The sequence below is a fragment of the Streptomyces sp. NBC_01390 genome, from assembly GCF_045040105.1.
In the GTDB taxonomy this organism is placed as follows: Bacteria; Actinomycetota; Actinomycetes; order Streptomycetales; family Streptomycetaceae; genus Streptomyces.
This window is the reverse complement of sequence record NZ_CP109551.1, coordinates 5270594-5293204: the sequence shown is the minus strand read 5'-3', so window position 1 is coordinate 5293204 and position 22611 is coordinate 5270594. Positions and strand designations below refer to the sequence as shown.

The 22611-nt window shown below is 69.8% G+C and carries 25 protein-coding genes; 10 read left to right on the top strand and 15 right to left on the bottom strand.

Annotation, left to right across the window (positions count from 1 at the left end):
* The first annotated feature begins 22 nt into the window (after positions 1–22).
* Positions 23–445, top strand: a complete 423-nt coding sequence (locus OG241_RS23895) for a DUF6069 family protein (RefSeq protein ID WP_405817706.1) — start codon at positions 23–25, stop codon at positions 443–445.
* A 64-nt stretch (positions 446–509) separates the two neighbouring features.
* Here the strand turns inward: OG241_RS23895 and OG241_RS23890 are convergent, their stop codons facing one another.
* From OG241_RS23890 to OG241_RS23880, 3 genes are all read right to left on the bottom strand, one after another.
* Positions 510–1964, bottom strand: coding sequence for a DUF2637 domain-containing protein (locus tag OG241_RS23890; RefSeq protein WP_405826404.1), 1455 nt, complete (start codon positions 1962–1964; stop codon positions 510–512).
* 106 nt (positions 1965–2070) lie between these two features.
* Positions 2071–3021 (bottom strand): DUF3558 domain-containing protein, encoded by a 951-nt coding sequence (locus tag OG241_RS23885; RefSeq protein WP_405817704.1) that lies wholly within the window; start codon positions 3019–3021, stop codon positions 2071–2073.
* Positions 3022–3158: 137 nt separating this feature from the next.
* Complete coding sequence (locus OG241_RS23880) at positions 3159–3995, bottom strand: DUF3558 domain-containing protein (protein WP_405817702.1); 837 nt, start codon at positions 3993–3995, stop codon at positions 3159–3161.
* A 234-nt stretch (positions 3996–4229) separates the two neighbouring features.
* On the opposite strand from OG241_RS23880, the gene OG241_RS23875 reads away from it, so the two are divergent.
* Positions 4230–5423 (top strand): RtcB family protein, encoded by a 1194-nt coding sequence (locus OG241_RS23875; RefSeq protein ID WP_405817700.1) that lies wholly within the window; start codon positions 4230–4232, stop codon positions 5421–5423.
* Positions 5424–5466: 43 nt separating this feature from the next.
* On the opposite strand, the gene OG241_RS23870 is transcribed toward OG241_RS23875, so the two are convergent.
* The 3 genes from OG241_RS23870 to OG241_RS23860 form a co-directional block, all read right to left on the bottom strand.
* Entirely contained in the window at positions 5467–6300 is an 834-nt protein-coding gene (locus OG241_RS23870; protein ID WP_405817699.1) for an LAGLIDADG family homing endonuclease, read from the bottom strand.
* Between the two features lie 146 nt (positions 6301–6446).
* Positions 6447–6623 (bottom strand): hypothetical protein, encoded by a 177-nt coding sequence (locus tag OG241_RS23865; protein ID WP_405817697.1) that lies wholly within the window; start codon positions 6621–6623, stop codon positions 6447–6449.
* On the bottom strand, positions 6623–7396 hold the full coding sequence (locus OG241_RS23860; RefSeq protein ID WP_405817695.1) for an SDR family NAD(P)-dependent oxidoreductase: 774 nt from the start codon (positions 7394–7396) through the stop codon (positions 6623–6625). Before OG241_RS23860 ends, OG241_RS23865 begins: the two co-directional genes overlap by 1 nt.
* 143 nt (positions 7397–7539) lie before the next feature.
* On the opposite strand from OG241_RS23860, the gene OG241_RS23855 reads away from it, so the two are divergent.
* Positions 7540–7974 (top strand): ester cyclase, encoded by a 435-nt coding sequence (locus tag OG241_RS23855; protein WP_405817693.1) that lies wholly within the window; start codon positions 7540–7542, stop codon positions 7972–7974.
* 38 nt (positions 7975–8012) lie between these two features.
* Here the strand turns inward: OG241_RS23855 and OG241_RS23850 are convergent, their stop codons facing one another.
* A complete protein-coding gene (locus OG241_RS23850) occupies positions 8013–8348 on the bottom strand; it encodes a YnfA family protein (RefSeq protein ID WP_405817692.1) in 336 nt (111 codons plus the stop codon).
* A 163-nt stretch (positions 8349–8511) separates the two neighbouring features.
* On the opposite strand from OG241_RS23850, the gene OG241_RS23845 reads away from it, so the two are divergent.
* Positions 8512–8985, top strand: coding sequence for a hypothetical protein (locus OG241_RS23845; RefSeq protein WP_405817690.1), 474 nt, complete (start codon positions 8512–8514; stop codon positions 8983–8985).
* Here the strand turns inward: OG241_RS23845 and OG241_RS23840 are convergent.
* Positions 8976–9743 (bottom strand): SDR family oxidoreductase, encoded by a 768-nt coding sequence (locus OG241_RS23840; protein WP_405817688.1) that lies wholly within the window; start codon positions 9741–9743, stop codon positions 8976–8978. The genes OG241_RS23845 and OG241_RS23840 overlap by 10 nt on opposite strands.
* Positions 9744–9934: 191 nt before the next feature.
* Between OG241_RS23840 and OG241_RS23835 the strand changes: the two genes are divergently transcribed.
* The 4 genes from OG241_RS23835 (at position 9935) to OG241_RS23820 (ending at position 13977) form a co-directional block, all read left to right on the top strand.
* On the top strand, positions 9935–11041 hold the full coding sequence (locus tag OG241_RS23835; RefSeq protein ID WP_405817686.1) for an LLM class flavin-dependent oxidoreductase: 1107 nt from the start codon (positions 9935–9937) through the stop codon (positions 11039–11041).
* Complete coding sequence (locus tag OG241_RS23830) at positions 11038–11700, top strand: FMN reductase (protein ID WP_405817685.1); 663 nt, start codon at positions 11038–11040, stop codon at positions 11698–11700. The genes OG241_RS23835 and OG241_RS23830 overlap by 4 nt, the downstream gene beginning before the upstream one ends.
* A gap of 105 nt (positions 11701–11805) precedes the next feature.
* Positions 11806–12540: a response regulator transcription factor gene (locus OG241_RS23825; RefSeq protein WP_405826402.1), complete on the top strand. Its 735-nt coding sequence runs from the start codon at positions 11806–11808 to the stop codon at positions 12538–12540.
* On the top strand, positions 12541–13977 hold the full coding sequence (locus tag OG241_RS23820; protein ID WP_405817683.1) for an ATP-binding protein: 1437 nt from the start codon (positions 12541–12543) through the stop codon (positions 13975–13977).
* A gap of 102 nt (positions 13978–14079) precedes the next feature.
* On the opposite strand, the gene OG241_RS23815 is transcribed toward OG241_RS23820, so the two are convergent.
* From OG241_RS23815 to OG241_RS23805, 3 genes are all read right to left on the bottom strand, one after another.
* Complete coding sequence (locus OG241_RS23815; RefSeq protein ID WP_405817681.1) at positions 14080–14709, bottom strand: DUF305 domain-containing protein; 630 nt, start codon at positions 14707–14709, stop codon at positions 14080–14082.
* Positions 14710–14781: 72 nt separating this feature from the next.
* Positions 14782–15231 carry a DUF6153 family protein gene (locus OG241_RS23810; protein WP_405817679.1) on the bottom strand — a complete coding sequence of 150 codons (450 nt, stop codon included), beginning with the start codon at positions 15229–15231 and terminating at the stop codon, positions 14782–14784.
* A 72-nt stretch (positions 15232–15303) separates the two neighbouring features.
* Positions 15304–16692 (bottom strand): histidine-type phosphatase, encoded by a 1389-nt coding sequence (locus tag OG241_RS23805; RefSeq protein ID WP_405817677.1) that lies wholly within the window; start codon positions 16690–16692, stop codon positions 15304–15306.
* A 212-nt stretch (positions 16693–16904) separates the two neighbouring features.
* On the opposite strand from OG241_RS23805, the gene OG241_RS23800 reads away from it, so the two are divergent.
* Positions 16905–17642 carry a dienelactone hydrolase family protein gene (locus OG241_RS23800; protein ID WP_405817675.1) on the top strand — a complete coding sequence of 246 codons (738 nt, stop codon included), beginning with the start codon at positions 16905–16907 and terminating at the stop codon, positions 17640–17642.
* 21 nt (positions 17643–17663) lie between these two features.
* Here the strand turns inward: OG241_RS23800 and OG241_RS23795 are convergent, their stop codons facing one another.
* On the bottom strand, positions 17664–18227 hold the full coding sequence (locus tag OG241_RS23795) for a cysteine hydrolase family protein (RefSeq protein WP_405817673.1): 564 nt from the start codon (positions 18225–18227) through the stop codon (positions 17664–17666).
* Positions 18228–18462: 235 nt separating this feature from the next.
* On the opposite strand from OG241_RS23795, the gene nagZ reads away from it, so the two are divergent.
* Positions 18463–19974: a beta-N-acetylhexosaminidase gene (gene nagZ, locus OG241_RS23790; RefSeq protein WP_405817671.1), complete on the top strand. Its 1512-nt coding sequence runs from the start codon at positions 18463–18465 to the stop codon at positions 19972–19974.
* Positions 19975–20071: 97 nt separating this feature from the next.
* Here the strand turns inward: nagZ and OG241_RS23785 are convergent, their stop codons facing one another.
* From OG241_RS23785 to OG241_RS23775, 3 genes are all read right to left on the bottom strand, one after another.
* Entirely contained in the window at positions 20072–20566 is a 495-nt protein-coding gene (locus OG241_RS23785; RefSeq protein ID WP_405817669.1) for a hypothetical protein, read from the bottom strand.
* Positions 20563–21237: a SigE family RNA polymerase sigma factor gene (locus OG241_RS23780; protein ID WP_405817667.1), complete on the bottom strand. Its 675-nt coding sequence runs from the start codon at positions 21235–21237 to the stop codon at positions 20563–20565. The genes OG241_RS23785 and OG241_RS23780 overlap by 4 nt, the downstream gene beginning before the upstream one ends.
* A 98-nt stretch (positions 21238–21335) precedes the next feature.
* The gene (locus tag OG241_RS23775; RefSeq protein ID WP_405817665.1) at positions 21336–22592 is read right to left on the bottom strand and encodes a glycosyl hydrolase; all 1257 of its coding nucleotides are present in this window, start codon (positions 22590–22592) and stop codon (positions 21336–21338) included.
* Positions 22593–22611: the final 19 nt, after the last annotated feature.

The following is a 22611-nucleotide window of genomic DNA, read 5'->3' as shown; positions in this document are numbered from 1 at the left end:
CTTTGACCAATCTGGAGTTGCCATGTCCGTTGTCTCCGAGACGTTGTCGGTCCGCCGTGGTCCGCTTGTCGTGGCGGGAGGTGTGCTCGCCGCCATAGTGGTGTCCTCCTTGGCGAACACGGTCATCAGTGTCCTGGCGCACGAGATCGGCGCGCCCGATGACTTCGCGCCGTTGATGCCGTCCTCGTACGTCTTTCTCACGGCGCTCGGGGCGGTGCTGGGAGCCCTCGGGTGGGGGATCGTCCGCAAGAGCGCCAGGAACCCCGAACGACTGGTCCGATGGCTCGCCCCGGCCGTCGTCGTGGTCTCCTTCGTCCCCGATTTCCTCCTGTACGGCGAAGGCGGGGCGACGGGTGTGGCGGCTCTGCTCCTGATGCACGCCGTGGTCGCAGTGATCCTCGTGATGACGTACCGCAAGGTCATGCCACTGAACTCGGCGCGCTGACCGCGGCGCTCGCTGCGATCCGCAGGTAAGCCGTTGCCGAGGCCCGGGCTCCTGCCCGGGCCTCCTACGCGATGTGGTCTTCCTGCAGCTCCGCCGTGTGGCGGTTGGTGAAACGGTTGACCATGCGCTCGGCCTCGCGCTGCGGGATATTGGTGCCGTACGTGGCCTCCGCGTCGCCCCTGAACTGGCCCGCGCTGGGGTAGCCGCCGTCTATCGACTTCTTGAAGACCAGGTAGTAGTCCTCCTCGGTCGGCTCCGTGCCGCCGCCCGCCCCCATCTCACGGGTGCGGCCCGGGCCGGCCGGGATGGGGAACGTACCGGTGTCCTCCGGCGAGGGCTCCGGCAAGGCCTCCGGGGCGGGTTCGGGAGCGGGCGCCGCCGTCTCCTCGAACCGCTGCCGGAACATCCGCTGCTCGAACCGCTGCTCGTCGAAGCGCTGCTGCTCCTCGAACTGCCGCTGGGCTTCGAACTGCTGCTGAGCCTCGTACTGCTGCTGGGCCTCGTACTGCTCGTACTGCTCGGCCCGCTGCTGCTCCTCGTACCACTGGGCGTCCGCGGTGTCCGGGTTGAACGTCGGGTCGTAGCCGCCCTGGTACGCGATGGCCCGAGGGTCCCGTGCCTGCAGCCACGGGTTCTGGGGCTCGGAGGAGGCGGGCTGCCCGGGCCCGGCGGATGCGCCCTGTGCGCCCTGCGTGCCCTCGGGAGCGGAGGGCTGCCCCTGGGCGGCAGGGGCTCCCTTGGCCAGCGTGGCCTTGTCCAGCATGGCGGGCGCCGCCTCCGGGGTGCGACCGCTAGCGCTCGCACTCGCGTCGGCCGGCTCCAGGGCGGGCTGCGGAGCCGGTGGCAGCAGCGCGGGCTCGATGCCCGCCGCCGCCAGGCCCGAGGGCGCCGTCTCCGCGAGCGGGACGCCGTAACGGGCGAGGCGCAGTGGCATCAGGGACTCCACCGGGGCCTTGCGTCGCCAGGCCCGGCCGAAGCGGGCGTGCAGGCGGGCCTGGTAGACGAGACGTTCCTGCTCCAGCTTGATGACCTGGTCGTAGGAGCGCAGTTCCCACAGCTTCATCCGGCGCCAGAGAAGGAACGTCGGCAGGGGGGAGAGGAGCCAGCGGGTGAGGCGGACGCCTTCCATGTGCTTGTCGGCGGTGATGTCCGCCATCCGGCCGATGGCGTGCCGGGCGGCCTCCACCGCCACCACGAACAGCACCGGGATGACGGCGTGCATGCCCACGCCCAGCGGGTCCGGCCAGGCCGCCGCGCCGTTGAAGGCGATCGTCGCCATCGTCAGCAGCCACGCCGTCTGGCGCAGCAGCGGGAACGGGATCCTGATCCAGGTGAGGAGAAGGTCCAGGGCGAGCAGGACGCAGATGCCCGCGTCGATGCCGATCGGGAAGACGTAACTGAAGTTCCCGAAGCCCTTCTTGATCGCCAGCTCACGGACGGCTGCGTACGATCCCGCGAAGCCGATCCCGGCGATGACGACCGCACCGGCGACGACCACGCCGATGAGAACCCGGTGCATTCTTGTCAGCTGCAGTGGCGCGGCCACCCGTACTCCCCTCCCTGTGCGTGTTGTTGCGCGCAACAGGGTGGCACATGTGTGCGGCGTGCGTGTTGCCGAGACAAGGTCAGTTCTTCTTCGACGCTGAGGGGGAGGCGGACGAGGAAGGTGCCTTCGCAGCCGACTTGGTCGCCGACTCGGACGGGGACGCACTCGGCTTGGCCGACGAACTCGTCGACGCGCTAGGGGAGTTGGTCGGGTCAGGGGTGCCCGAACCGCCCTCGCCGTTCTCCGCCGACACCTTCGTGACGGCCTCCTTGACCGCCTTCACCGCTGCCTTCGCAAGACTGTCCGCGCTCGGCGTCTTCTCGCCCGCGAGCCCGGCACCGTTGTAGTCGAGGGTCACGACGACGTTCTCGACCCGGACCACCACCGTCTGCTGCCGGAAGGCGCCTTCCTTCTTCTTCAGGTCGTAGCGCACCGACGTCGCGTCGTCCCCCGCCCCGGACACCGGCGCCGAACTGACGTTCTTCGCACCCGCCGCCGACTGGGCGTCCTGCACCTGGCTCTCGTAGTACTTCTGCGCCAGCTCGTTGCCGGAACCGCGCGACGCGGTCGACTCGAAGCGCAGCAGCGACACGTTCAGCCAGCGGAACTGGGAACCCTTCACGCCGTTGTTGACGAGGCTCGTCCAGGAGCAACTGCCGCGCGTGGTCGTGTCGTTGGACGACCCTTCCTTGCCCGACTTCACACCCTTCGGGACCAGGTCCTTCAGCGTCTTCGTCGACAGCACCGCGCACGGCTCGGGCAGCTTCTGGTACGCCGCCGCCTGCACGGTCGGCGCCGCGCTCACCGTCTCGCCCGCACCGGGCTCCGTCGTCTTCGCCGCGTTGTCGGTGGAACCCGATCCCGACCCGGAGTCGGATCCCGAGTCGGAGGAGCAGCCGACGGCCGCCAGGAGGAGGACGGGGACGGCGGCGAGGGCTGCGAGGGCGTGCTGCCGTCGCTTCGTCGTCACTACGGCGGTCCGGCTGCGCTGGTCTCGCTGTGCGGGTCGGTGCATGGTTCCTTCACTCATCGCGCTGTGGTTCCTGCGGCTCTCGGTTCCTGCGGTCGGATCGGGTCCGAAGGGGCCACGGTACGCGGTGAGGGGGGCGTGCGGTCCTGCTTCACGCCCTTTCCGGACGGGCCGTACGACAGGGCTCGGGGCGCTTCTCAGTTGAACGCGCCGGCGAGCCGGGAGGCCAGTTTCTGTGCCCTGTCCTGCATTTCCTTGCTGTCCGGCACCGTGCCCGACGTCGTCGGCTGCTCGACGTACTCGATGGTCACGATCACGTTGGACGTGCGGAACGCCACAGTCACCGTCCGCTGCTGGGCCGTTGAACCGGCGCCGCTGAGCGCGTCGTCGAGGAACGCCTCGTCGCCGAGGCCGTCGAGGAGGCGGGGCTGGAGGGCGGCGGCGGACTCGGCGTCGGTGCCGGCGTCCGGGGAGGCGGAGGTCGACGTGGAGGCGGAGGCCGAGGCGGCGTCGGTGGGGGTGGTGGCAGAGGGGGAGGAAGGGGAGTCGGTCGCGGTGGGTGTGGCGGGGGTGGAGACGACGGGCTCGGGAAGGTCGGCGTCCACCACCTTGGTCGCGAAGAGGTCCGTCGCCTGGCTGTCGTCGCTCACGGAGTTGTCGTAGGACACGACCCGTTCGAAGTCGACGAAGAGATGGTCGATGGCGTCCGTGGACTCCACCTTCCAGCGGCAGCCGACCTTCCGGTCCGTGTTGTACGTGAGTGTCGACTCGCCCGCGTACGCCTGCTCGCGCTGGTCCTTGTCCGCGATCTCCTTGATGCCGGGCAGGAGGGAGTCGAGGGCGTCCTGGCCCACCGCGGTGCAGGGCTCGGGGAGTGTGAGGTACCGGCCGGGCTGCGCCGCGGCGGTCGTGGTGCCGGCGTCGCCGGGCTTGGCGTCCGCGGCGGTGTCACCCCCGCCCGAGGTGCCGGTGCAGCCGGCCAGCAGCGCCGCGAGGAGGGCGGCGACGCCGGGTACGTAGGCCTTCCGCTGCACGGTCAGGTTCCTCTCGACGATGACGACGATGTCGACGATGCGGACGATCTTTGTGGGGCGGTGCTCTCACCAGTGTCCCCGCTGCTTAATCGCTTGCCGCACAGGGGCCTCACCGGCAGACAATGTGTATCGCACGCACCACCGTGTTCGCCGGTCCGGCATCCCTTTCGTTGACCTTGGCGCCGGTTTTGCGATTTGGGACTTCTGTTGGTTTTCCGGGGGAATGAGGACGATATGTCGTACGTGGAAGTGCCGGGCGCGCAGGTGCCCATCCGTATGTGGGCCGACCCGGCGTCCGTCGAGGACGTCGCGATGCAGCAGCTGCGGAACGTGTCGACGCTGCCGTGGATCAAGGGTCTGGCGGTCATGCCGGACGTCCACTTCGGCAAGGGGGCGACGGTCGGTTCTGTCATCGCGATGCAGGGTGCGGTGTGCCCGGCGGCGGTGGGGGTCGACATCGGCTGCGGAATGTCCGCCGTGAAGACGTCGCTCACGGCCAACGACCTGCCGGGCGACCTGTCCCGGCTGCGGTCGAAGGTCGAGGAGGCGATTCCGGTGGGGCGCGGGATGCACGACAGCCCCGTCGACCCGGGGCGGCTGTACGGGTTCGCCACCGGGGGGTGGGACGACTTCTGGGGGCGGTTCGACGGGATCGCGGATGCGGTGAAGTTCCGGCGGGAGCGGGCGGCTCTGCAGATGGGCACGCTTGGCGCGGGAAACCACTACATTGAACTGTTGTTCGATTCGGAGGGCTGTGTGTGGCTGACACTTCACTCCGGTTCCCGGAACATCGGTAAGGAGCTGGCTGAATTCCATATCGGTGTGGCCCAGAAGCTTCCGCACAACCAGGGCCTGGTCGACCGCGACCTCGCTGTCTTCGTCTCGGACACTCCGCAGATGGCGGCGTACCGAAACGACCTCTACTGGGCTCAGGAATACGCGAAGCGCAACCGCACGATCATGATGGCGCTCCTGAAGGACGTGATCCGCAAGGAGTTCAAGAAGGCGAAGCCCAACTTCGAGCCTGAGATCTCCTGTCACCACAACTATGTGGCGGAGGAGCGATACGAGGGCATGGACCTGTTGGTCACTCGTAAGGGGGCGATCCGCGCGGGCTCCGGCGAGTACGGAATCATCCCCGGCTCGATGGGGACCAGCTCGTACATCGTGAAGGGTCTCGGCAACGAGAAGGCCTTCAACTCGGCCTCGCACGGCGCCGGTCGGCGCATGAGCCGCGCCGCCGCGAAGCGCCGCTTCTCGACGACGGACCTGGAGGAGCAGACGCGGGGCGTGGAGTGCCGCAAGGACTCCGGGGTCGTGGACGAGATTCCGGGGGCCTACAAGCCGATCGAGCAGGTCATGGGCCAGCAGCGGGATCTTGTCGAGGTCGTGGCGAAGCTGAAGCAGTTCATCTGCGTGAAGGGCTGACAAACAGGCCCCCGGTCGGATACCGGGGGCCTGGCTCAGCTGGTCATCGGCTGATCGGCAGGGGGGTCTTGCCGGTCCTCAGGCGCCAGAGGCGGATGGAGCAGCTCTTCTCCGTTCGACCGAGTTCCTCGGCTGCTGCGGCATCGTTGTTCAGGCGCAGCAGCACACGGTCTTCCTCTGCCGTCCAGCGGCGACGGTCGGGTGCGACCCTCATGCCCGCCGGCCTGACCCATGCGCTCAGAGAGTCGGCGGCGGTCTTCTTGCGCCGGAGGGACAGACAGTCCTTGTAGTAGAGATCGACTGCCAATTTCTGAGCGGCCTCCTTCGTGTACAGGATGTTGTGGATGCCGTCGCGGGCGTTGCGCTTGAGCGTTCGCTCGGCTCCTGTGACCTTTCCTGCGTAGAAGCACAGGTAAGCGGCGACGGCCGTACTGGCTGTGGTCAACGAGACGAAGGGGAAGCCGTGGCCTGTGTAGCCCACGGACCCGTCGGCGTCGATGACACCCCGGAGATAGTCGCGGCGCGAGAACTCGACGCGAGGAGGGCCGATGGTGTTCGACTTGCGGCCGTACGGCAGGCCGAGTTCGTTGAGCCTGGTCCTTGCTTCGAGAGAACACAGGGTCCAGGTGGCTGAGGTGTGGGTCTCGGCGAAGTTCGTCGACCGCGTGCGTTCGGTGACGCTGCTGTAGTACGGCGTCAGTTTCTGGAACTTGTGCAGAAGCTCGATGTCTCGGACGTTGATCTCGACACTCAGCCGGCCTTTCTGGCCGACGCCTTGTTGTAGATGCCCGTCCGCCTGCATGAAACCGAACATGTACGCGTATTCCGGGACCCTGAGGTCCATGAACTGGTGGGCGATAGGCTCGCAGTCGGCCACAGGGAAGCTCCACTTCCGTGCTGGTCGGGCCCTTGGTCGGGAATGGCGTCCCGGCCAGGGGCCGTCTCGTTGACGTTGTGGCGCGAGCCTAGGTCGCCTGTTCAGGCGCCGTTCGGGTGATCGATGATGTTCACCCCTGTGGGTGGCTACTTCGGGGCGTGCGTGACCGCGTAGATCATCACGAAGGCCACGAGGTGGATGCCGAAGAGGAAGTAGCCGAGGTACCACCACATGTAGCGTTCGTTCTTCTTCTCCTCGGCCAGGCGGCGCTGCTCCTGCTCCTGCTCCTGCTCCTGTTTCCGTTCCTCTTCGGGGGTGGCCATCACGCGTCCCGGTGGACCTTTGTGTTCGATGCCTGGGCGCGGGGGCGCAGGACCAGGAGGTCGATGTTGACGTGGCTCGGGCGGGTGACCGTCCAGGTGATCGTTTCCGCCACGTCGTCGGCGGTGAGGGGCTCGGCGACGCCCTCGTAGACCTTGGCTGCCTTCTCCGGGTCGCCGGAGAAGCGGGTCAGGGCGAACTCGTCCGTCTTCACCATGCCCGGCGCGATCTCGATGACCCGGACCGGGGTGCCGACGATCTCCAGGCGCAGTGTCTCGGCGAGGACGTGGGTGCCGTGCTTGGCGGCGACGTAGCCTCCGCCGCCCTCGTACGTGCCGTGGCCCGCGGTGGAGGAGACGACCACGATCGTGCCGTCGCCGCTCGCCGTGAGGGCGGGGAGGAGGGCCTGGGTGAGGTTGAGGGTGCCGATGACGTTCGTCTCGTACATCTGGCGCCAGTCGGCCGGGTCGCCGGTGGCCACCGGGTCGGCGCCGAGTGCACCGCCCGCGTTGTTGACGAGCACGCCGATGGTTTTGAACGCGCTCGCGAACTCGTCCACCGCCGTGCGGTCGGTGACGTCCAGGGGATACGCCGCGGCCTGGCCGCCCGTCGCGTTGATCTCCTCGGCCAGCGCCTCGATCCGGTCCTTGCGGCGGGCCGTCAGGACGACGCGGTAGCCGGCCGCGGCGAGCCGTCGGGCCGTCGCGGCGCCGATTCCGCTGCTCGCGCCGGTGATCACGGCGATGCGGGAGGCGGCGGACGGGGCGGCGGCCATGGGACTGCTCCTCGGGTTGTTCGGGGTGGTCTGGTGGTGGTTGTGCTGCCCAGGATAGGCAGGCGGGTCGTTCCGTACTGCCGTCACCCGTGGGCGGTGGGAAAATGGGGTGGGTGATCCTCGGCACTGGAGGTGTGTGGATCATGGGACAGGCACGTGAGGTCATGGACCGGCTCACGGAGGCGATCACCTCGACGCCCGACCTCAAGGCGGTCGCCGAGCTCTACGCGCCGGACGCGGTCGCCGTCACCCCTGACGGCGGGGAGATCCACGGGCGCGACAACATCGTCGACTACTGGCGGCAGATGACGGACGCGGTTCCCGACGGCACGTACGAGTCGGTGCACGCGTACGAGGTCGGTGACACCGCCATCGACGAGGGTTTCTTCAGCGGGCGGAACACCGGCCCGATCCCGCTGCCCACCGGGGAGCATCTGCCCGCGACGAACAAGGAGATCCACATCCGCGGGGTGGACCTCGCGACGGTCCGGGACGGGCACATCGTCAGCTACCGGCTCTACTTCGACCAGATGGAGTTCCTGGGACAGCTCGGGTTGCTGCCCGACGAGCTCGCCTGACCCGTCGGCATCCGTCGGCATCCGTCGGCATCCGTCGGTCAGTTGCCTCGTGGGGCGTACATGATCACGGCCATCCCTGCGAGGCAGATCAGCGCGCCCGTCACGTCCCAGCGGTCCGGGCGGTAGCCGTCCGCAGCCATGCCCCAGGCCAGTGAGCCGGCGACGAAGACACCGCCGTACGCGGCCAGGATGCGGCCGAACTCCGCGTCGGGCTGGAGGGTGGCGACGAACCCGTACACGCCCAGGGCCAGCACGCCCGCGCCGATCCACACCCAGCCGCGGTGCTCCCGTACGCCCTGCCAGACGAGCCAGGCGCCGCCGATCTCGAACAGGGCGGCGAGGACGAACAGGGCTCCGGAGCGCAGGACCGACATGGGGGCACTTTCGCATGCCCGTTCACGGTCGCCGTCACCGTCACCTGTTGGAGGGCGCCTGCCAGGCGCGTCAGGTGGGATACATCGCTTCGGCAGTCTTCGCGGTCTGCGGCAGTCCTCGGCTGTCTTCGGTGGTCCTCGGTGGTCTTCGGCGGGAGTGAGCATGAGGGTTCGGGTGTGTGGGTTCGTGGTGGGTGCGGTGGCGGTCGGGCTGGTCGGCGGCGGGGGGTTCGCCGGGGCCGACACCGGTGGGCCCGAGGCGGATCTCGCGTATCACGGGGTCGTCTCGCTGGACCGTGGGCGGATCGATCTGCGGGTGACCCCGCGCAACCACGGGCCGTCCGCCGTCGCCGACGCGACCGTGCGGCTGACCTGGTCGGTGCCGCTGGCCGCCCGGCAGCAGTTGCCGGACGGGTGCGCGCGGCTCGGGGCGCGGGTGGTCGTGTGCCGGACGGGCGCGCTGGCCGCCGATGGTGTGGGCGAGCAGATCGGGCTGAGGATGCGCCTTCTGGGTGCGCCCTCCGAGGTGACCCTGGACATCGGTACGGTCTGGAACGGCGGCCTCGTGGACCGCAACCGCGGCAACGACCAGCAGCGCGTGCTCGTGCTGGACACGGGGGACGCGTACTACTTCTGAGGTCCGTGAGGTCGGCCGGCGCGCGGCGTCACCGTCACCTCCGGGATGGTGCCGCCGCAGCGCAGTACGGCGTCCAGGGTGCGGAGGAACTCGGACACGTCGAGCAGGTCGCCGGTCAGATAGCCGCGTTCGCCCCAGAGCGGGACGACCTCGGCGGCGTACGTCATGTCCCAGCCGTTGTTGAACTCGGTGCGGGAGTCGCCGTCGCCGCCCCCGCAGTCCCTGACCACGAACCGGGTGAAGCCGACGGAGGGGTGTTCGACGCGATACGCCTCCACGAGCTTCTCCAGGGCCGCCTTGCTGACGTGGTAGCCCGCGAATCCGGGCCAGGCGGGGGTGAGGGAGGCGCCGACCGTGGAGAGGTAGACGGCGGTGCCGGCGGACGCGGTGAGGTGGGGGAGCGCGGCGTTGGTGACGAGGGCGGCGCCGATCACGTTGGTGTCCATGACCCGGCGCCAGAGGTCCGCGTCGGTCTTCTCGACGGGGGCGAGGGGGCCGATGCCGGTGGTGTAGACGAGGGCGTCGATGCCGCCGAGTCCGTCGGCGGCCTGCTCGATCGCCGCCCGGCACGAGTCCTCGTCGGTGACGTCGCAGGTGATGGCGAGGGCGTCGGGGCCCGCTTCCTTCGCCGCTTCGGCCAGGCGGTCGTGTCTGCGGGCGAGCAGGGCTACGCGCTCGCCCCGGCTGCCGAGGTCGATCCCGACGCAGCGGCCCAGTCCGCTGGACGCGCCGACCACCACGGTTCGCATCGCGCTCATCGTCATTGAAGTAATTGAAGTCATTGAAGAACCTCGTTCTCTTCAGATGAAAATCACCCTCTGATCGCTGGTGGCACTTGTAGCACGAGGTGGCACGCCCCTGGAAGGGGCCGGAATACCTCTGGAGGGGGCGCGGTTGTCGCACTCGGACGCTATAGTTGAATGATTAACAACCTGGAGGGTGAGCGACCATGCAGTTCGGGATCTTCAGCGTCGGCGATGTCACACCGGACCCGACCACGGGACGTACGCCGACCGAACGCGAGCGCATCAAGGCCATGGTCGCCATCGCGCTCAAGGCCGAGGAGGTCGGTCTTGACGTGTTCGCCACGGGTGAGCACCACAACCCGCCGTTCGTGCCGTCGTCCCCGACCACGATGCTCGGCTACATAGCCGCCCAGACGGAGAAGCTGGTCCTCTCCACCTCCACCACCCTCATCACCACCAACGACCCGGTGAAGATCGCGGAGGACTTCGCGATGCTCCAGCACCTGGCCGACGGGCGCGTGGACCTGATGATGGGGCGCGGCAACACCGGCCCGGTGTACCCGTGGTTCGGGCAGGACATCCGGGAGGGCATCAACCTCGCCGTCGAGAACTACGCCCTGCTGCGCCGGCTGTGGCGCGAGGACGTCGTGAACTGGGAGGGGAAGTTCCGGACGCCGTTGCAGGGGTTCACGTCGACACCCCGGCCCCTGGACGACGTACCGCCGTTCGTCTGGCACGGGTCCATCCGCTCGCCCGAGATCGCCGAGCAGGCGGCCTACTACGGCGACGGCTTCTTCCACAACAACATCTTCTGGCCGGCCGACCACACCAAGCGGATGATCGACCTGTACCGGGCCCGGTACGCCCACTACGGGCACGGGACCGCCGAACAGGCCATCGTGGGGCTGGGCGGCCATGTGTTCATGCGGAAGAACTCGCAGGACGCGGTCCGCGAGTTCCGGCCGTACTTCAACGAGGCGCCGGTGTACGGGCACGGGCCCTCGCTGGAGGAGTTCGCCGACCAGACCCCGCTGACCGTCGGGTCGCCGCAGCAGGTCATCGAGAAGACGCTCGCCTTCCGGGAGTACGCCGGTGACTACCAGCGCCAGCTGTTCCTGCTCGACCACGCGGGGCTGCCGCTGAAGACGGTCCTCGAGCAGCTCGACATGCTCGGCGAGGAGGTCGTGCCGGTGCTGCGGGCGGAGTTCGCCAAGGGCCGGGCGGCGGACGTGCCGGACGCGCCGACGCACGCCTCCCTGCTGGCCGCCGCACGCAAGGAGCAGCAGGAGAAGGAGGGGAGCGCCGTATGAAGCTCGTCGTCGTTTCGGCCGGGCTGAGTGTTCCGTCGTCCACCCGGCTGCTGGCCGATCGGCTGGCCGCCGCGGTGGGCCGGAAGGCCGACGCCGATGTCGATCTCGAACTCGATGTTCAGGTCGTGGAGCTGCGCGAGCTGGCCGTGGAGATCGCGCACCACTTCACCAACGGGTTCCCGGGGCGGAAGCTGGCGGACGCGCTCGACGCGGTGACGCGGGCGGACGGGCTGGTCGTCGTGACTCCGGTGTTCTCCGCTTCGTACAGCGGGCTGTTCAAGTCGTTCTTCGACGTGCTGGAGAAGGACGCGCTGGCGGGGAAGCCGGTGCTGGTCGCCGCGACCGGTGGCTCGGCCCGGCACTCGCTGGTGCTGGAGCACGCGATGCGGCCGTTGTTCGCGTATCTGCGGGCAGTGGTCGTGCCGACGGCGGTGTACGCGGCCTCGGAGGACTGGGGCGCGGAGGGGCTGCCGGAGCGGATCGAGCGGGCGGCCGGGGAGCTGGTGGCCCTGATGGCTGGGTTGTCGGCGGCGCGGCTGCCGGCACCGAGGCCCGTGCCGGACGGCGTCGAGGCGGATGGCTCCGAGGCGGACGGCGTCGAGTCGGGCGGGTTCGTGGTCGTCCCGTTCGAGCAGCAGTTGGACGCGCTGCGGCGGTGAGAGCCGGAGGAGCAGGAGTCAGGGCGGGAGCGTGGGTGTGGGCGCGGGGGAGAGTGAGAGGCGAGTAAGAGCTCCCCTTGGCACACTGGGCGGGTGCCCCACACCGTGCTGCTCGCCGAGGACGACCGTGCCATCCGCCACGCCCTGGAGCGGGCCCTGACTCTGGAGGGCTACCGGGTCACCGCGGTCGCCGACGGGGTCGAGGCGCTCGCCCAGGCGCATCGCACACCGCCGGACATTCTCCTCCTCGACGTGATGATGCCCGGCATCGACGGGCTCCAGGTGTGCCGGGTGCTGCGCGCGGAGGGGGACCGTACGCCGATCCTGATGCTCACCGCGCTGGTGGAGACCGCCGACCGGATCGCGGGCCTGGACGCGGGCGCGGACGACTACGTCGTCAAGCCGTTCGACGTCGAGGAGGTCTTCGCCCGGCTCCGCGCGCTGCTGCGGCGCACCGGCACCGGCGAACGCCCTTCCAGGAGTGCCGCGCCCGTCGGCGGACATGCCTCGCACGTGGCGAAGGAACCCGCCCTTCCCGAGCGGCAGCTCACCGCCGCCGGACTGCGGATGGACCTCCAGGCGCGACGGGTGTGGCGCGGGACGCGCGAACTGGAGCTGACCCGCACCGAGTTCGAGCTGCTGGAACTGCTCGTGCGCAACGCCGGGATCGTCCTCGACCACTCCACGATCTACGACCGTATCTGGGGCTACGACTTCGGCCCGGGCTCGAAGAACCTCGCCGTGTACGTCGGTTATCTGCGCCGCAAGCTCGACGAGCCGGGCGCGTCGCAGCTGATCCACACGGTGCGAGGCGTGGGTTACGTCCTCCGGGAGGACTGAGTGGTCCTGCGGAGGGCGGGACTGGCCTCGTTGCGGACCACCTTCGCCGTGTCGTTCGCCGCGGTCGCCGCGGGGGTGACCGTGCTGGTCGGTTTCCTGTCGTACGACGCCGCCGCGCGGCTGGTCCGGGTGGACCAGCAGTCCGCCTTCGCGGAGGTCGTGGAGGACCTCCAGGACGAGGTGCGGCACAACAGGATGACACCGCAGGACTTCTCGTCGTCCGAGCCGGGGCACGACATCGTGCGGCCCAGCCGTACGGATGTGCAGGTGCTCGGGCCGGCCGGCGAGGTGGTCGACGGTGGCAGTCCGGCGCTGCCCGTCACCGCCGAGGACCGTCGTATCGCCGTGTCCCCGGTCGCCGGGCTCGCCGTGCAGCACAAGGACGTCGACGTCGGCCATGACGTCTACCGCATCGCGACCGTCTCCCTGGGCGGCGAGCGGGGCGACGGACAGGGTGCCGGGCGGGGCGCGGTGCAGGTCGCGCAGGAGTTCAGCGATACGGAGGACCTGCTGCGGGAGCTTCAGCAGCGGACGATCCTGCTGGTGGTCGCGGTCGTCGTCGCGGCCGGGTTGTTCGGGTGGTGGCTGGCCCGGCGGATCACGCACCGGCTGCGCATCCTCGCGTCCGCCGCCGAGGACGTCGCCCGTACCCGCAGGCTCGGCATCCAGGTGCCGGTGACCGGGGCCGACGAGGTGGGACGCCTCGGGCGCTCCTTCGACCGCATGCTGGGCCGGCTCGCCCAGTCGGAGGAGGACCAGCGCCGACTGGTCCAGGACGCGGGGCACGAGCTGCGGACTCCGCTCACCTCCCTCCGTACGAACATCTCGCTGTTGCGCCGCATCGACGAACTGCCGCCCGCGACCCGGGAGGACCTGGTCGACGACCTCGCTCTCGAGGCGCGTGAACTCACCGATCTGGTCAACGAGTTGGTGGATCTGGCGGCCGGGCAGTCGGATGCCGAGCCCAAGCAGCGGATCGACCTCGCCGACATCGCGGACGAGGTCGCGGTGGTGGCCCGGCGGCGTACCGGGCGGGAGGTCGTCGTACGGGTGAGCGGCGAGACGACCGCCGACGCCCGTCCCGCCGCGCTCCAGCGTGCGATGTCCAACCTCGTCGAGAACGCGGCCAAGTTCGACCGGGGCGGCACGACGCCGATCGAGATCGCGGTCACCGGGCCGGAGCGGGCGCGGCAGGGCGGGCGGCAGGGGGTGATCCGGGTCGAGGTGCTCGACCGGGGGCCCGGAATCGCCGAGGGCGATCTTGTGCGCCTGTTCGACCGCTTCTACCGCGCCGCCGACGCCCGTAGCCTGCCGGGTTCCGGCCTCGGGTTGTCGATCGTCCGTGAGGTGGCCATCGCACACGGCGGGGCGCCCTTCGCGAACCGGCGGGACGGGGGCGGGGCGGTCATCGGGTTCACGGTGGGTGGGCAGGGGTGAGCGGGCGGGGGTGAGCGGGCAGGGGTGAGCGGGCGGGGCTGAGCGACCGTGCTGGGTCGGCCGGCCCGACGGTCGGCCTACCCAGCGACGGTGTCAGTGGTGTCAGTTCTTGCCGAGGAGGCCGTTCATCTCGGTGATCTCGGCGTTCTGGGTGCGGATGACGTCGTCGGCCATGGAGGTGGCGGGGCCGAACTCGCCCTTGGCCTTCTCGGTGGTGGCCATCGTCACGGCGCCCTTGTGGTGCTCGATCATCATGGTGAGGAAGTTCTTGTCGAACTCCTTGCCGGAGGCGTTGTGGTCCATGCCGGGCATCGACTCCATCCCCGCCGTTCCTTCCATCCCCTCCATGGACTCCATGCCGGGCATCGACTCCGTCGACGTGGGGACGTCCTTGCCCCAGGTCTTCAGCCACCCCGTCATGGTCTCGATCTCCGGGGCCTGGGCCTTCTCGATGCGGGCGGCGAGGGACTTGACCTCGGCCGACGACGCCTTGACGGCCGCTTCCTTCGCCATCATCAGGGCGCCCTGGTGGTGGGGGATCATGCCCTGCGCGAAGGTGACGTCCTGAGCGTTGTAGCCCTCGGCCCCGGCCTTGGCACCACTGCTGGTACCCGTGCTGTTGCTGCTACCGCTGCTGTTGCTGTCGCCGTCGTCGCTGCCGCACGCGGTGAGGGTGACGGCGAGCGTGCCTGCGACGGCCAGGGCGACGAGGGTCTTGCGGGTTGTGCGCATGCTGGAACTCCTGCTGTGCGAGGGGGGATTGAGATACGCGGGCACGCCTGAGACGGAGACGTGCGGGGACCTCTAGATCCGCAGGAGTTGGAGTTCGGCGAGGGAGGGTGGCGCGCGGGCGCCCTCGGGGGACCGGGGCAGCGAACGGTCGGCACGGGCGGCCAGGACCGAGGCACCGGCCGGGTCGGGCGCGAGGGCGGGGAACGTGTGCCCCGCCGGTACGGCGCCGGACGCGCAGGTCGCGTCGGCGTGCTGGGTGTGGCCGCCGTGCGAGCCCATGCAGTAGCAGACGGACTCGTCGGTCTCCGGGGTCGTGCTCATCGCCCTCGTCGCCTGCGAGGCCTGGACGACCCGGTACTCGTGATGGCCACTGTCCGTCATACCGACGGACATGCCACCCGGCCCGAGGCCGTGCATCGCGAGGACGCCTGCCAGCAGCCAGAGCACGCCGAAGGCACGCGCCCACCAGGACGGTGGGTGCGCGCGCTGGTGTCGCTGTGCACGGGCTGTCACTGGGGTCATGCTAGCCGGTGGGGCGGGTACGGATACCGGGTACCCCTATATCCGTACCCCTGTATCCGTACTCTCCTCGCGTCAGGAAGTACGGCCGAAGCAGCGCTCCAGCTCATCCAGGTCGTAGAACTTGCTGCCCTTGGCCACCGGTCGGCAGCCCGCCCTGAAGGCGGTCTCCTTCTCGTTGTAGAGCATGCGTACGAGGGTGGTGTCGCCCTTGCGGAACACGTCCCACTGGATGTTCGAGGCCATCGGCGCCACGGCCGCGCCCCGCCACGGGTTGTCGCCGTACGTGTACGGCCGCTCGGCGGTCACCCCCTGGGTGCTGCCCGGCAGGCCCATCAGCGCGGCCAGCGGGATGATCTCCTCGGCGTGCGTGAAGCGCAGTTCGGCACCGAGCGTGTTGGTGTCGGCGGAGCTGGTGCTGCTGTCCTGTGCGGTCTCGGCCTTCTTGAAGAAGTCGTCGAGCAGGACGTTCGCCATCTTGTAGGTGATGTCGCTGTCGGCGAAGCCGGGGCCCTTCTCGTAGAAGTCCTCGGCGTCGCTCAGGTATCCGAACCAGGCGGCGTCGCGCTGCGAGATGTACCGGTCCATGTGCCAGCCCCTGCCACCGGGGCTCTCGTCGCCCATGGCCGGGGCGATACCGTACAGGTTGTAGACCGCCTCGGCCGCGTCCACCGCACTGCCGACGGAGGAGAACTCACCGTCGACGATCCGCTGCGCGAACGGCCGCTTGAAGATCTTCCGGAGTACGTCGGAGGCGGCGCGGTGCGTGGCCGGCTGCTCGGTGATCGACGTGAGGGTGCCGGCGAGGCGCTGGTCGTTCGCGATGTAGTCGCGGTAGGCGGCGCCGCCCGCGGCCTTGTGGAAGTAGAGCAGGTCCTTGTCGGTGCGGACCGGGCCGATGAGCGGCTTGAGGGCCGGGTCGGTGGCCGCGAGGGTGTCGGCGAAGATCTGCCCGCTGTCGACGGCGCGGCCCTGCCCGGAGCTGACGACGTCGATCTTCTCGCCGTTCCTCGCGATCCCGGCGAAGAGACCCGGCAGCCGCTTCTCCATCCGTACGGCGGTGCCCGCGAGCTCGCTCCGGCCGCGTCCGCTGAGGTTGCCGTAGCCGACCTTGGCCATGGCGTCGAGCAGGGCCCGTACCTTCGGGCCGAACTCCTTGCCGCGCGCGGTGAGTTGGCTCTCGCTCTCGGCCTGGTCCCACAGCTTGAGGATCAGCTCGCCGTCCGAACTGTCGGTCGCGGCCCGCGAGCCGTGTCGGGAGACGTTCTCCGTGAACACCGGGACGAAGCCCTGCGGCGGCTGCTGGTAGCTCCGCAGGCTCTGCTGGGGGGCGTACGAGGCCTTGGTGCCGTAGCTGTCGGCGGAGGCGGAGACCGAGGAGGAGCGGTTCGCCGCCTGGGCGGGGAGTGCGGTGGCCAGCAGGGCGCACAGGGGTGCGGCGAGGGCGAGGGTGGCACGGTTCATGGGCGCATCGTGTGGGGCGGGGGTGAATGCGGGGCGTCCGCCGCATGGAGGCTGAGGAACATCCACGTCAGATCGTGCGCGGAGCCTTCACGGCAGGGCCCGCCTGCCAGTGTGTTGGTCAGCGGCGGGTTTCGACACCACTCGGGTGCACTGCTCTGCCAGTGGCAGAACACCGGCCGGACCGGGCTCGACGATCACTACAGTCCGGTCCCATGGCGACGATTGCGACGCGTGCGGTCGAGTACCCGGCCGACGGTTTGACGATGATCGGGCACCTCGCGCTCCCGGCCGGTGTCGACCGCCGGCCCGCGGTGCTGCTCGGACCAGAGGGGATGGGGCTCAGCGACGTCGAGCGCCGCCGGGCCGACGCTCTCGCCGAGCTGGGATATGTGGCGCTGGCCTTCGACCTGCACGGCGGGCGCTATCTGGGTGACCCCGAGGAGATGCTGGCCCGTTGCCTGCCACTGCTCGCTGATCCCGGCCGGATGCGGGGCATCGGCCATGCGGCGCTCGACGTGCTGCGCACCGAACCGCGGACCGACCCCGACCGGATCGCCGCCGTCGGTTACGGCACCGGGGGCGCCATCGGGCTGGAACTCGGGCGTGCCGGCGTCAGTCTGCGCGCGATCGGGACAGTCAACGCACTGACCACGGGTCGACCGGGCGAGGCGGCGCGCATCCGCTGCCCGGTGTGGGCCGGGGTCGGGTCGGAAGACCCGATCATGCCGCCCGCGCAACGGAACGCGTTCACCGCTGAGATGCAGGCCGCGGGCGTCGACTGGCGCCTCACGGTCTACGGCGGCGCCTTGCACGCCTTCCACCACCCGCCGGTCGACCACCCCACGGTCCCCGGCGTCGGCCACCACCCACGGCACGCGCGGCGCGCCTGGCGCGACGTCGTCGACCTGCTCGCCGAGTGCTTGCACGTGACGGAGGATCTGGGGGCATGACCCAGGTGACACGGCCTCCCGCTACCGCGGTGCGATGGCTTTGACCCAGTCCGCGACGGTGACCACGTCCGCCCACTGTGGGAACAGTTTCTCGGTGAGCATCCGGTGCACCTCGGGGTCGGTGTCGAGGCAGGCATCCGCCAGGACGGTGAGGCCGAAGTCCAGGTCGATGGCGTGCCACAGGGTGGACAGCACCACAGCGCTGGTGGCGATGCCGGTGAGAACGAGGCTGTCGATATCGCGAGCCCTGAGCACCAGGTCGAGGTCGCTGCCCGAGAACGCGCTCCCCCGTCTCTTGGTGACCACGACGTCGCCCTGCTGGGGCGCGACGTCGTCATGGATCTCGGTGCCAGGGGCCCCCTCGGTGAACAGGCCGGCCCGCACGGCGTTTGTCATCACCCTGTTGCGGGGGCTGACTTCCGGATAGCCCGGCCGTAACCCCATCCGCACGTAGATCACGGGGATACCTGCGGCCCGGGCACCGTCGATCGCCCTGCGCAGGCGCGGGAGATATCCGGAACCGTCATCGGCGATGGCCACGACGTCCCGTTGGACGTCCATCACCAGAAGTGCGCTGTTCGACATGCTTGCCGTCCCTTCTCCGCCTTCTCCGCCTTCTCTGCCTTTTCTGCCTTCTCTGTCCGGAAACAGGAGCAAGTCTGGTGGATCGACCGAGTCGCGGTGGAAGTTTCGGAGATCCTCGGTCGGCGGCCGGCTCTCGACCGTCCGCACGGTAAATCTGGTTGTTTGATTCACCTTGTGCTGCAGTTTTGGTGACTTCTATCATCCAAGTATCTGCCCGCGAACCCAGAGGCCCCCGATGAAGTCGATGCAGCAGCAGCCCCGGCACCACCTGCCCGTCGACCTCGACGAAGCCGTCCACCGGTGTCTCGTCGCCGGTTTCGACGGCACCGCCGGTGTCCCGCACACCCTCAGGCGGCTCATCGAGCGCGGCCTCGGCGGGGTCATCCTCTTCACCCGCAACGTGCGCGACGCGGACCAGGTCCGCCGCCTCACCGACGAGCTGCGCGCCCTGCGCCCCGATCTCCTCGTCGCCATCGACAACGAGGGCGGCGGCATCGGCCACCTCGTCGCCGCGGGCGCCCCCGAGGTGCCCGGCTCCTACGCCCTCGGCGTCGTCGACGACCCGGACCTCACCGCCCGCTGCGCCGACGCCCTCGCCGGTCACCTCGCCTCGCTGGGCATCACCGTCTCGTACGCCCCTGTCGCCGACCTCCAGCACCACCCAGACAACCCGATCGTCCGCACCCGCTCCTTCGGTGCCGACCCCGGCCTCGCCGCCCGTCACCTCACCGCCTGGATCACGGCCACCGAGGCGCGCGGTGTCGCCTCCTGCGCCAAGCACTTCCCCGGCCACGGCGGCACGGTGACCGACAGCCACCACGAGATGGCGGTCGACCCGCGGTCGTACGACGAGATCCGCGCCGATGTCGAGCCGTTCCGCGCGGCGGTGGCGGCGGGCGTGCCGATGCTGATGAGCGCGCACGTCGTGTATCCGGCGCTGGATCCGGAACGGCCCGCGACCCTCAGTCGCCGCATCCTGGGCGACCTGCTCCGCCACGACCTCGGCTTCGACGGGGTCCTGGTCAGCGACGCCCTGGAGATGAAGGCGATAGCCGACCGGTACGGCGAGGCGGCCGGCGCCCGGCTCGCTCTCGCGGCGGGCGCCGACCAGGTGATCGTGGCGGTGCCGGACCTGACGACCACCCTGGCCTGCCGGGACGCGGTGATCGACGCGCTGCACGACGGCACGCTCGCGGAGGAGCGGGTACGGGAGGCCGCCGGGCGGGTGCGGAAGCTGGCGGAGCGGTACGCGGTCGCGCCGGAACGGGGCGCTGTCGCGCCGTGGGACACGGGTGCGGGCCTCGACGCGGCTCGGCGGGCGGTGCGGGGCACCCTGGAGGGTGCGCGGGCCGGTGGGTTCGCCCCGGCGTCCGGTGCCTATGTCGTCGACCTGTTTCCGCCGCCGCATCCCGCGCTGAACTGGGGCGGCGAGGATCTGCTGAGCGAAGTGCGCGCACTGGATCCCACGGCCGCGGGCCTGGCGCTGAGCGAGGTTCCGGTGGATCAGCGTGCCATGGTCGAGGGGATTCTGGGCTGGGCGGCCGGGGTGCCGCTGGTGGTCGCCACGTCGGATGCCGGGCTGTATCCGTGGCAGCGGGAGCTGCGGGAGGCGCTGCTGGCCGGGCGTGAGGACGCGGTGGTGGTGGAGACGGGGTTGCCGGATCACGCCGCCGTGCTGTGTTCGTACGGGCGTGGGCGGGTCAACCTGCGGGCGCTGGCCGAGGTGCTGGTGGGAAGCGGCGTCTGACGCTGTTCCCGTTCCTTTTGGTACCGGCGCCGGTACCAAAAGGAACGGGAACAGAGACGGGCGTCTCAGGTGGTCAGGGAGCCAAGGGGCAGGTCGGTCAGCCGGCGCAGAGCGTCAGGTTGATGGTGTCTCCCCTGGAGACGATCTTCGGCTCGTGGGGGTCGACCGCGATGACCGTGCCCGGCTTGCCGTTCTTGCCGCAGTCCGTCTTGCCGACCGTGCCGAGTTCGAGCTGCATCTTCAGGAGCCGCTGCTTGGCGAAGTCCAGGCTCAGGCCCCCGAACTCGTCCTTGAACTTGCTGTCCTCCAGCTGGATCGTGGCGGCCGGGTTGTAGGTCGAGGTGGTCGTGCTGGTGGCGACGGTCGAGGGCTTGGGGGCGTCCGAACCGCCGGTGGCGATGGCTGTGCCGCCACCGGCCACAATGAGGGCGGCGGCGATACCCGCGATGGCCGTGTTCCGCCTGCGACGGGTCTTGCGCACGATGCCGGCGCTGTCGAAGTCGGGTGCGGCGGCGGAGTTCGCGAAGTCGTTCATGGCGTTCACCAGTTCCTCTTCGAAGGGTGTGCCGTCGGTGCAGCGGGAGTGGGTCATCGAGTTCCTCCCATGGATCCCATGGATCCCGTAGATCCCGTAGATCCCGTGGTTCCGGGCTGCTGCGGTGACTGCGACGGCGATGAAGGTGACGGTGAAGGGTCGGAGAGCGCGGGAAACTGGCTTCTGAGCTTGTCGATTCCCCGGGCGAGCTGGGACCGTACGGTGCTCGGCGAGATCCTCAGGTCGGCCGCTATCTCGGCGTCGGAGAGGTCGTGGAAGTACCGCAGCACCACGACCGTGCGCATACGCATCGGCAGCGACTGCAGGGCCCGTACCAACTGGTCCCTGCTGTCGACGCGCCCGTACTCGTCCCCGAGGGCCGCCCTGTCGCCGGTGTCCTGATGCGGAACCGGTGACACCAGCGGGACCATACGGCGGAACCGCCGCCACCGGTCGTTGGCCAGGTTCACCATGATCCGCCGCACATAGGCGTCCGGAGCGTCCTTGGCGGCGATGGTGCGCCACTTGCGGCAGACCCGCTCCAGGGTCTCCTGGACCAGGTCCTCCGCCGCCTCCCGGTTCCCGGTGAGGACAAGGGCGCCACGGAACAAGGACGCCGACCGGGTGGCGACGAACCCGGGGAAATCCATCTCCCCGGACTCGGAGCCGGCCCAGGCTCCGGCCCCGCCGAGGCGGGCGCCGGGCTTCCACTCGGTTGCCAGATCCACACGCTCCTCCCTTCCTGTCACCCCTCCTCGACGTGACAGGCCGCCCAACTGCTGCACGGGCAGGATGTGAGCTGGGTCATAGCGCGCGTTTCAACCGGTCACAGCTCCCGGACGGTCTCCTTGATGCCCCTGGCCGCCAGGTAGGTCTCGTCCTCGGCCCGTTCCGCCAGCACGACCGCCGGGCGCACGCCCTCCGCCCGCAGCCGCATCCATGCCTCGAAGTACGCGCCTCCGGGACCTGAGATCGAACGGTTCCCTGGTGTGCAGTCCAGGACCAGGGCGGTCGTACGGGGTTCTGCCGTACGGGGTTCGGTCCGGCCGGGTTCTGCGCGCAGTTCGGCGACCGTCTCCGCGAGGGCCTCGGCGATGGGTTTGGGGCGGCCCGTGGAGTCGAACAGGCCGAGGGTGTACTCCAGTTCGGGAAAGTCGGCCAGGGAACGGTCGACGTCGTGGGAGCACCACCAGGTGACCCCGTACAGGTTGGCGCAGTCGACGGCGTTGCGTACGGTCGCGCGGGCGAAGTCGGGGGCGTCGGCCGCCGGGATGTGCGGTTCGGGGGCGCCGGTCTCCTGGACCCAGACGGGCCGGGCGGGGTCCTCGGCGTAGGCGGTGGCCAGTTCCACGCCGTACTCCGCGAGATGCCGGACCTGCGGGGAGCGGGGGCCGTAGCGACGGGCGCAGTCGGCCGAGAACACCCAGGGGTGGACGGTCGTCAGGTCGCCCTTGCGGGCCGAGGCCTCCGGCGTGAAGGGGTGGTCGTCGCTGTACCAGGCGGCGTCGTACGCGGAGTGCGTGACCAGGCCCCCGGGCGATCCCAGGCCGGTTCGCGCGGCGGCCAGCAGGGTGTCGAGGTAGTGGTCGATGTCGGCCACCGTCACCGGGTTGTGTTCGACCAGGTTGTTGAGTTCGTTGCCCAGCTGGAGGCCGAGGAGGTTGGGCCGGCCGGCCAGGGCGCCGCCGAGGGCGCGCAGCAGGTTGGCCTGCGCCTCGATCGTCTCCGGGTCCGTGAAGACGTTGCGGTGGTGCCAACTGCGGGTCCACTCCGGGTAGAAGTCGAAGCTGGAGAGGTGGCCCTGCACACCGTCCACCATGACGTCGAGGCCCGCGTCGGCGGCCGCGTCCACGAGCTGCGCCACATGGTCGACGGCGGAGGCGCGGATCAGCGTGCGGTTCGGCTGGAGCAGCGGCCAGAGCGGGAAGATCCGTACGTGGTCCAGGCCCAGCCCGGCGATCTGGTCGAGGTCCTCGCGGGCGAGGGCCGGGTCGAAGTCGTACCAGGAGTGGAACCAGCCCCGGCGCGGCGTGTAGTTGACGCCGAAGCGGGGGCCGGAACGGGGGGCGGGGAGTGTGCTCACGGGTCCTCCTCGGACGTAC

Excerpts from the sequence above, each read along its gene's own strand:
- OG241_RS23835 (WP_405817686.1), top strand. The coding sequence starts at position 9,935 with ATGCAGTTCGGGATCTTCAGCGTCGGCGATGTCACACCGGACCCGACC.
- OG241_RS23845 (WP_405817690.1), top strand. The coding sequence starts at position 8,512 with ATGAGGGTTCGGGTGTGTGGGTTCGTGGTGGGTGCGGTGGCGGTCGGG.
- OG241_RS23840 (WP_405817688.1), bottom strand. The coding sequence starts at position 9,743 with ATGAGCGCGATGCGAACCGTGGTGGTCGGCGCGTCCAGCGGACTGGGC.
- OG241_RS23855 (WP_405817693.1), top strand. The coding sequence starts at position 7,540 with ATGGGACAGGCACGTGAGGTCATGGACCGGCTCACGGAGGCGATCACC.
- OG241_RS23795 (WP_405817673.1), bottom strand. The coding sequence starts at position 18,227 with ATGTCGAACAGCGCACTTCTGGTGATGGACGTCCAACGGGACGTCGTG.
- nagZ (WP_405817671.1), top strand. The coding sequence starts at position 18,463 with ATGAAGTCGATGCAGCAGCAGCCCCGGCACCACCTGCCCGTCGACCTC.
- OG241_RS23895 (WP_405817706.1), top strand. The coding sequence starts at position 23 with ATGTCCGTTGTCTCCGAGACGTTGTCGGTCCGCCGTGGTCCGCTTGTC.
- OG241_RS23885 (WP_405817704.1), bottom strand. The coding sequence starts at position 3,021 with ATGAGTGAAGGAACCATGCACCGACCCGCACAGCGAGACCAGCGCAGC.
- OG241_RS23785 (WP_405817669.1), bottom strand. The coding sequence starts at position 20,566 with ATGACCCACTCCCGCTGCACCGACGGCACACCCTTCGAAGAGGAACTG.
- OG241_RS23805 (WP_405817677.1), bottom strand. The coding sequence starts at position 16,692 with ATGAACCGTGCCACCCTCGCCCTCGCCGCACCCCTGTGCGCCCTGCTG.
- OG241_RS23830 (WP_405817685.1), top strand. The coding sequence starts at position 11,038 with ATGAAGCTCGTCGTCGTTTCGGCCGGGCTGAGTGTTCCGTCGTCCACC.
- OG241_RS23865 (WP_405817697.1), bottom strand. The coding sequence starts at position 6,623 with ATGGCCACCCCCGAAGAGGAACGGAAACAGGAGCAGGAGCAGGAGCAG.
- OG241_RS23810 (WP_405817679.1), bottom strand. The coding sequence starts at position 15,231 with ATGACCCCAGTGACAGCCCGTGCACAGCGACACCAGCGCGCGCACCCA.
- OG241_RS23890 (WP_405826404.1), bottom strand. The coding sequence starts at position 1,964 with ATGCACCGGGTTCTCATCGGCGTGGTCGTCGCCGGTGCGGTCGTCATC.
- OG241_RS23815 (WP_405817681.1), bottom strand. The coding sequence starts at position 14,709 with ATGCGCACAACCCGCAAGACCCTCGTCGCCCTGGCCGTCGCAGGCACG.
- OG241_RS23800 (WP_405817675.1), top strand. The coding sequence starts at position 16,905 with ATGGCGACGATTGCGACGCGTGCGGTCGAGTACCCGGCCGACGGTTTG.
- OG241_RS23860 (WP_405817695.1), bottom strand. The coding sequence starts at position 7,396 with ATGGCCGCCGCCCCGTCCGCCGCCTCCCGCATCGCCGTGATCACCGGC.
- OG241_RS23875 (WP_405817700.1), top strand. The coding sequence starts at position 4,230 with ATGTCGTACGTGGAAGTGCCGGGCGCGCAGGTGCCCATCCGTATGTGG.
- OG241_RS23850 (WP_405817692.1), bottom strand. The coding sequence starts at position 8,348 with ATGTCGGTCCTGCGCTCCGGAGCCCTGTTCGTCCTCGCCGCCCTGTTC.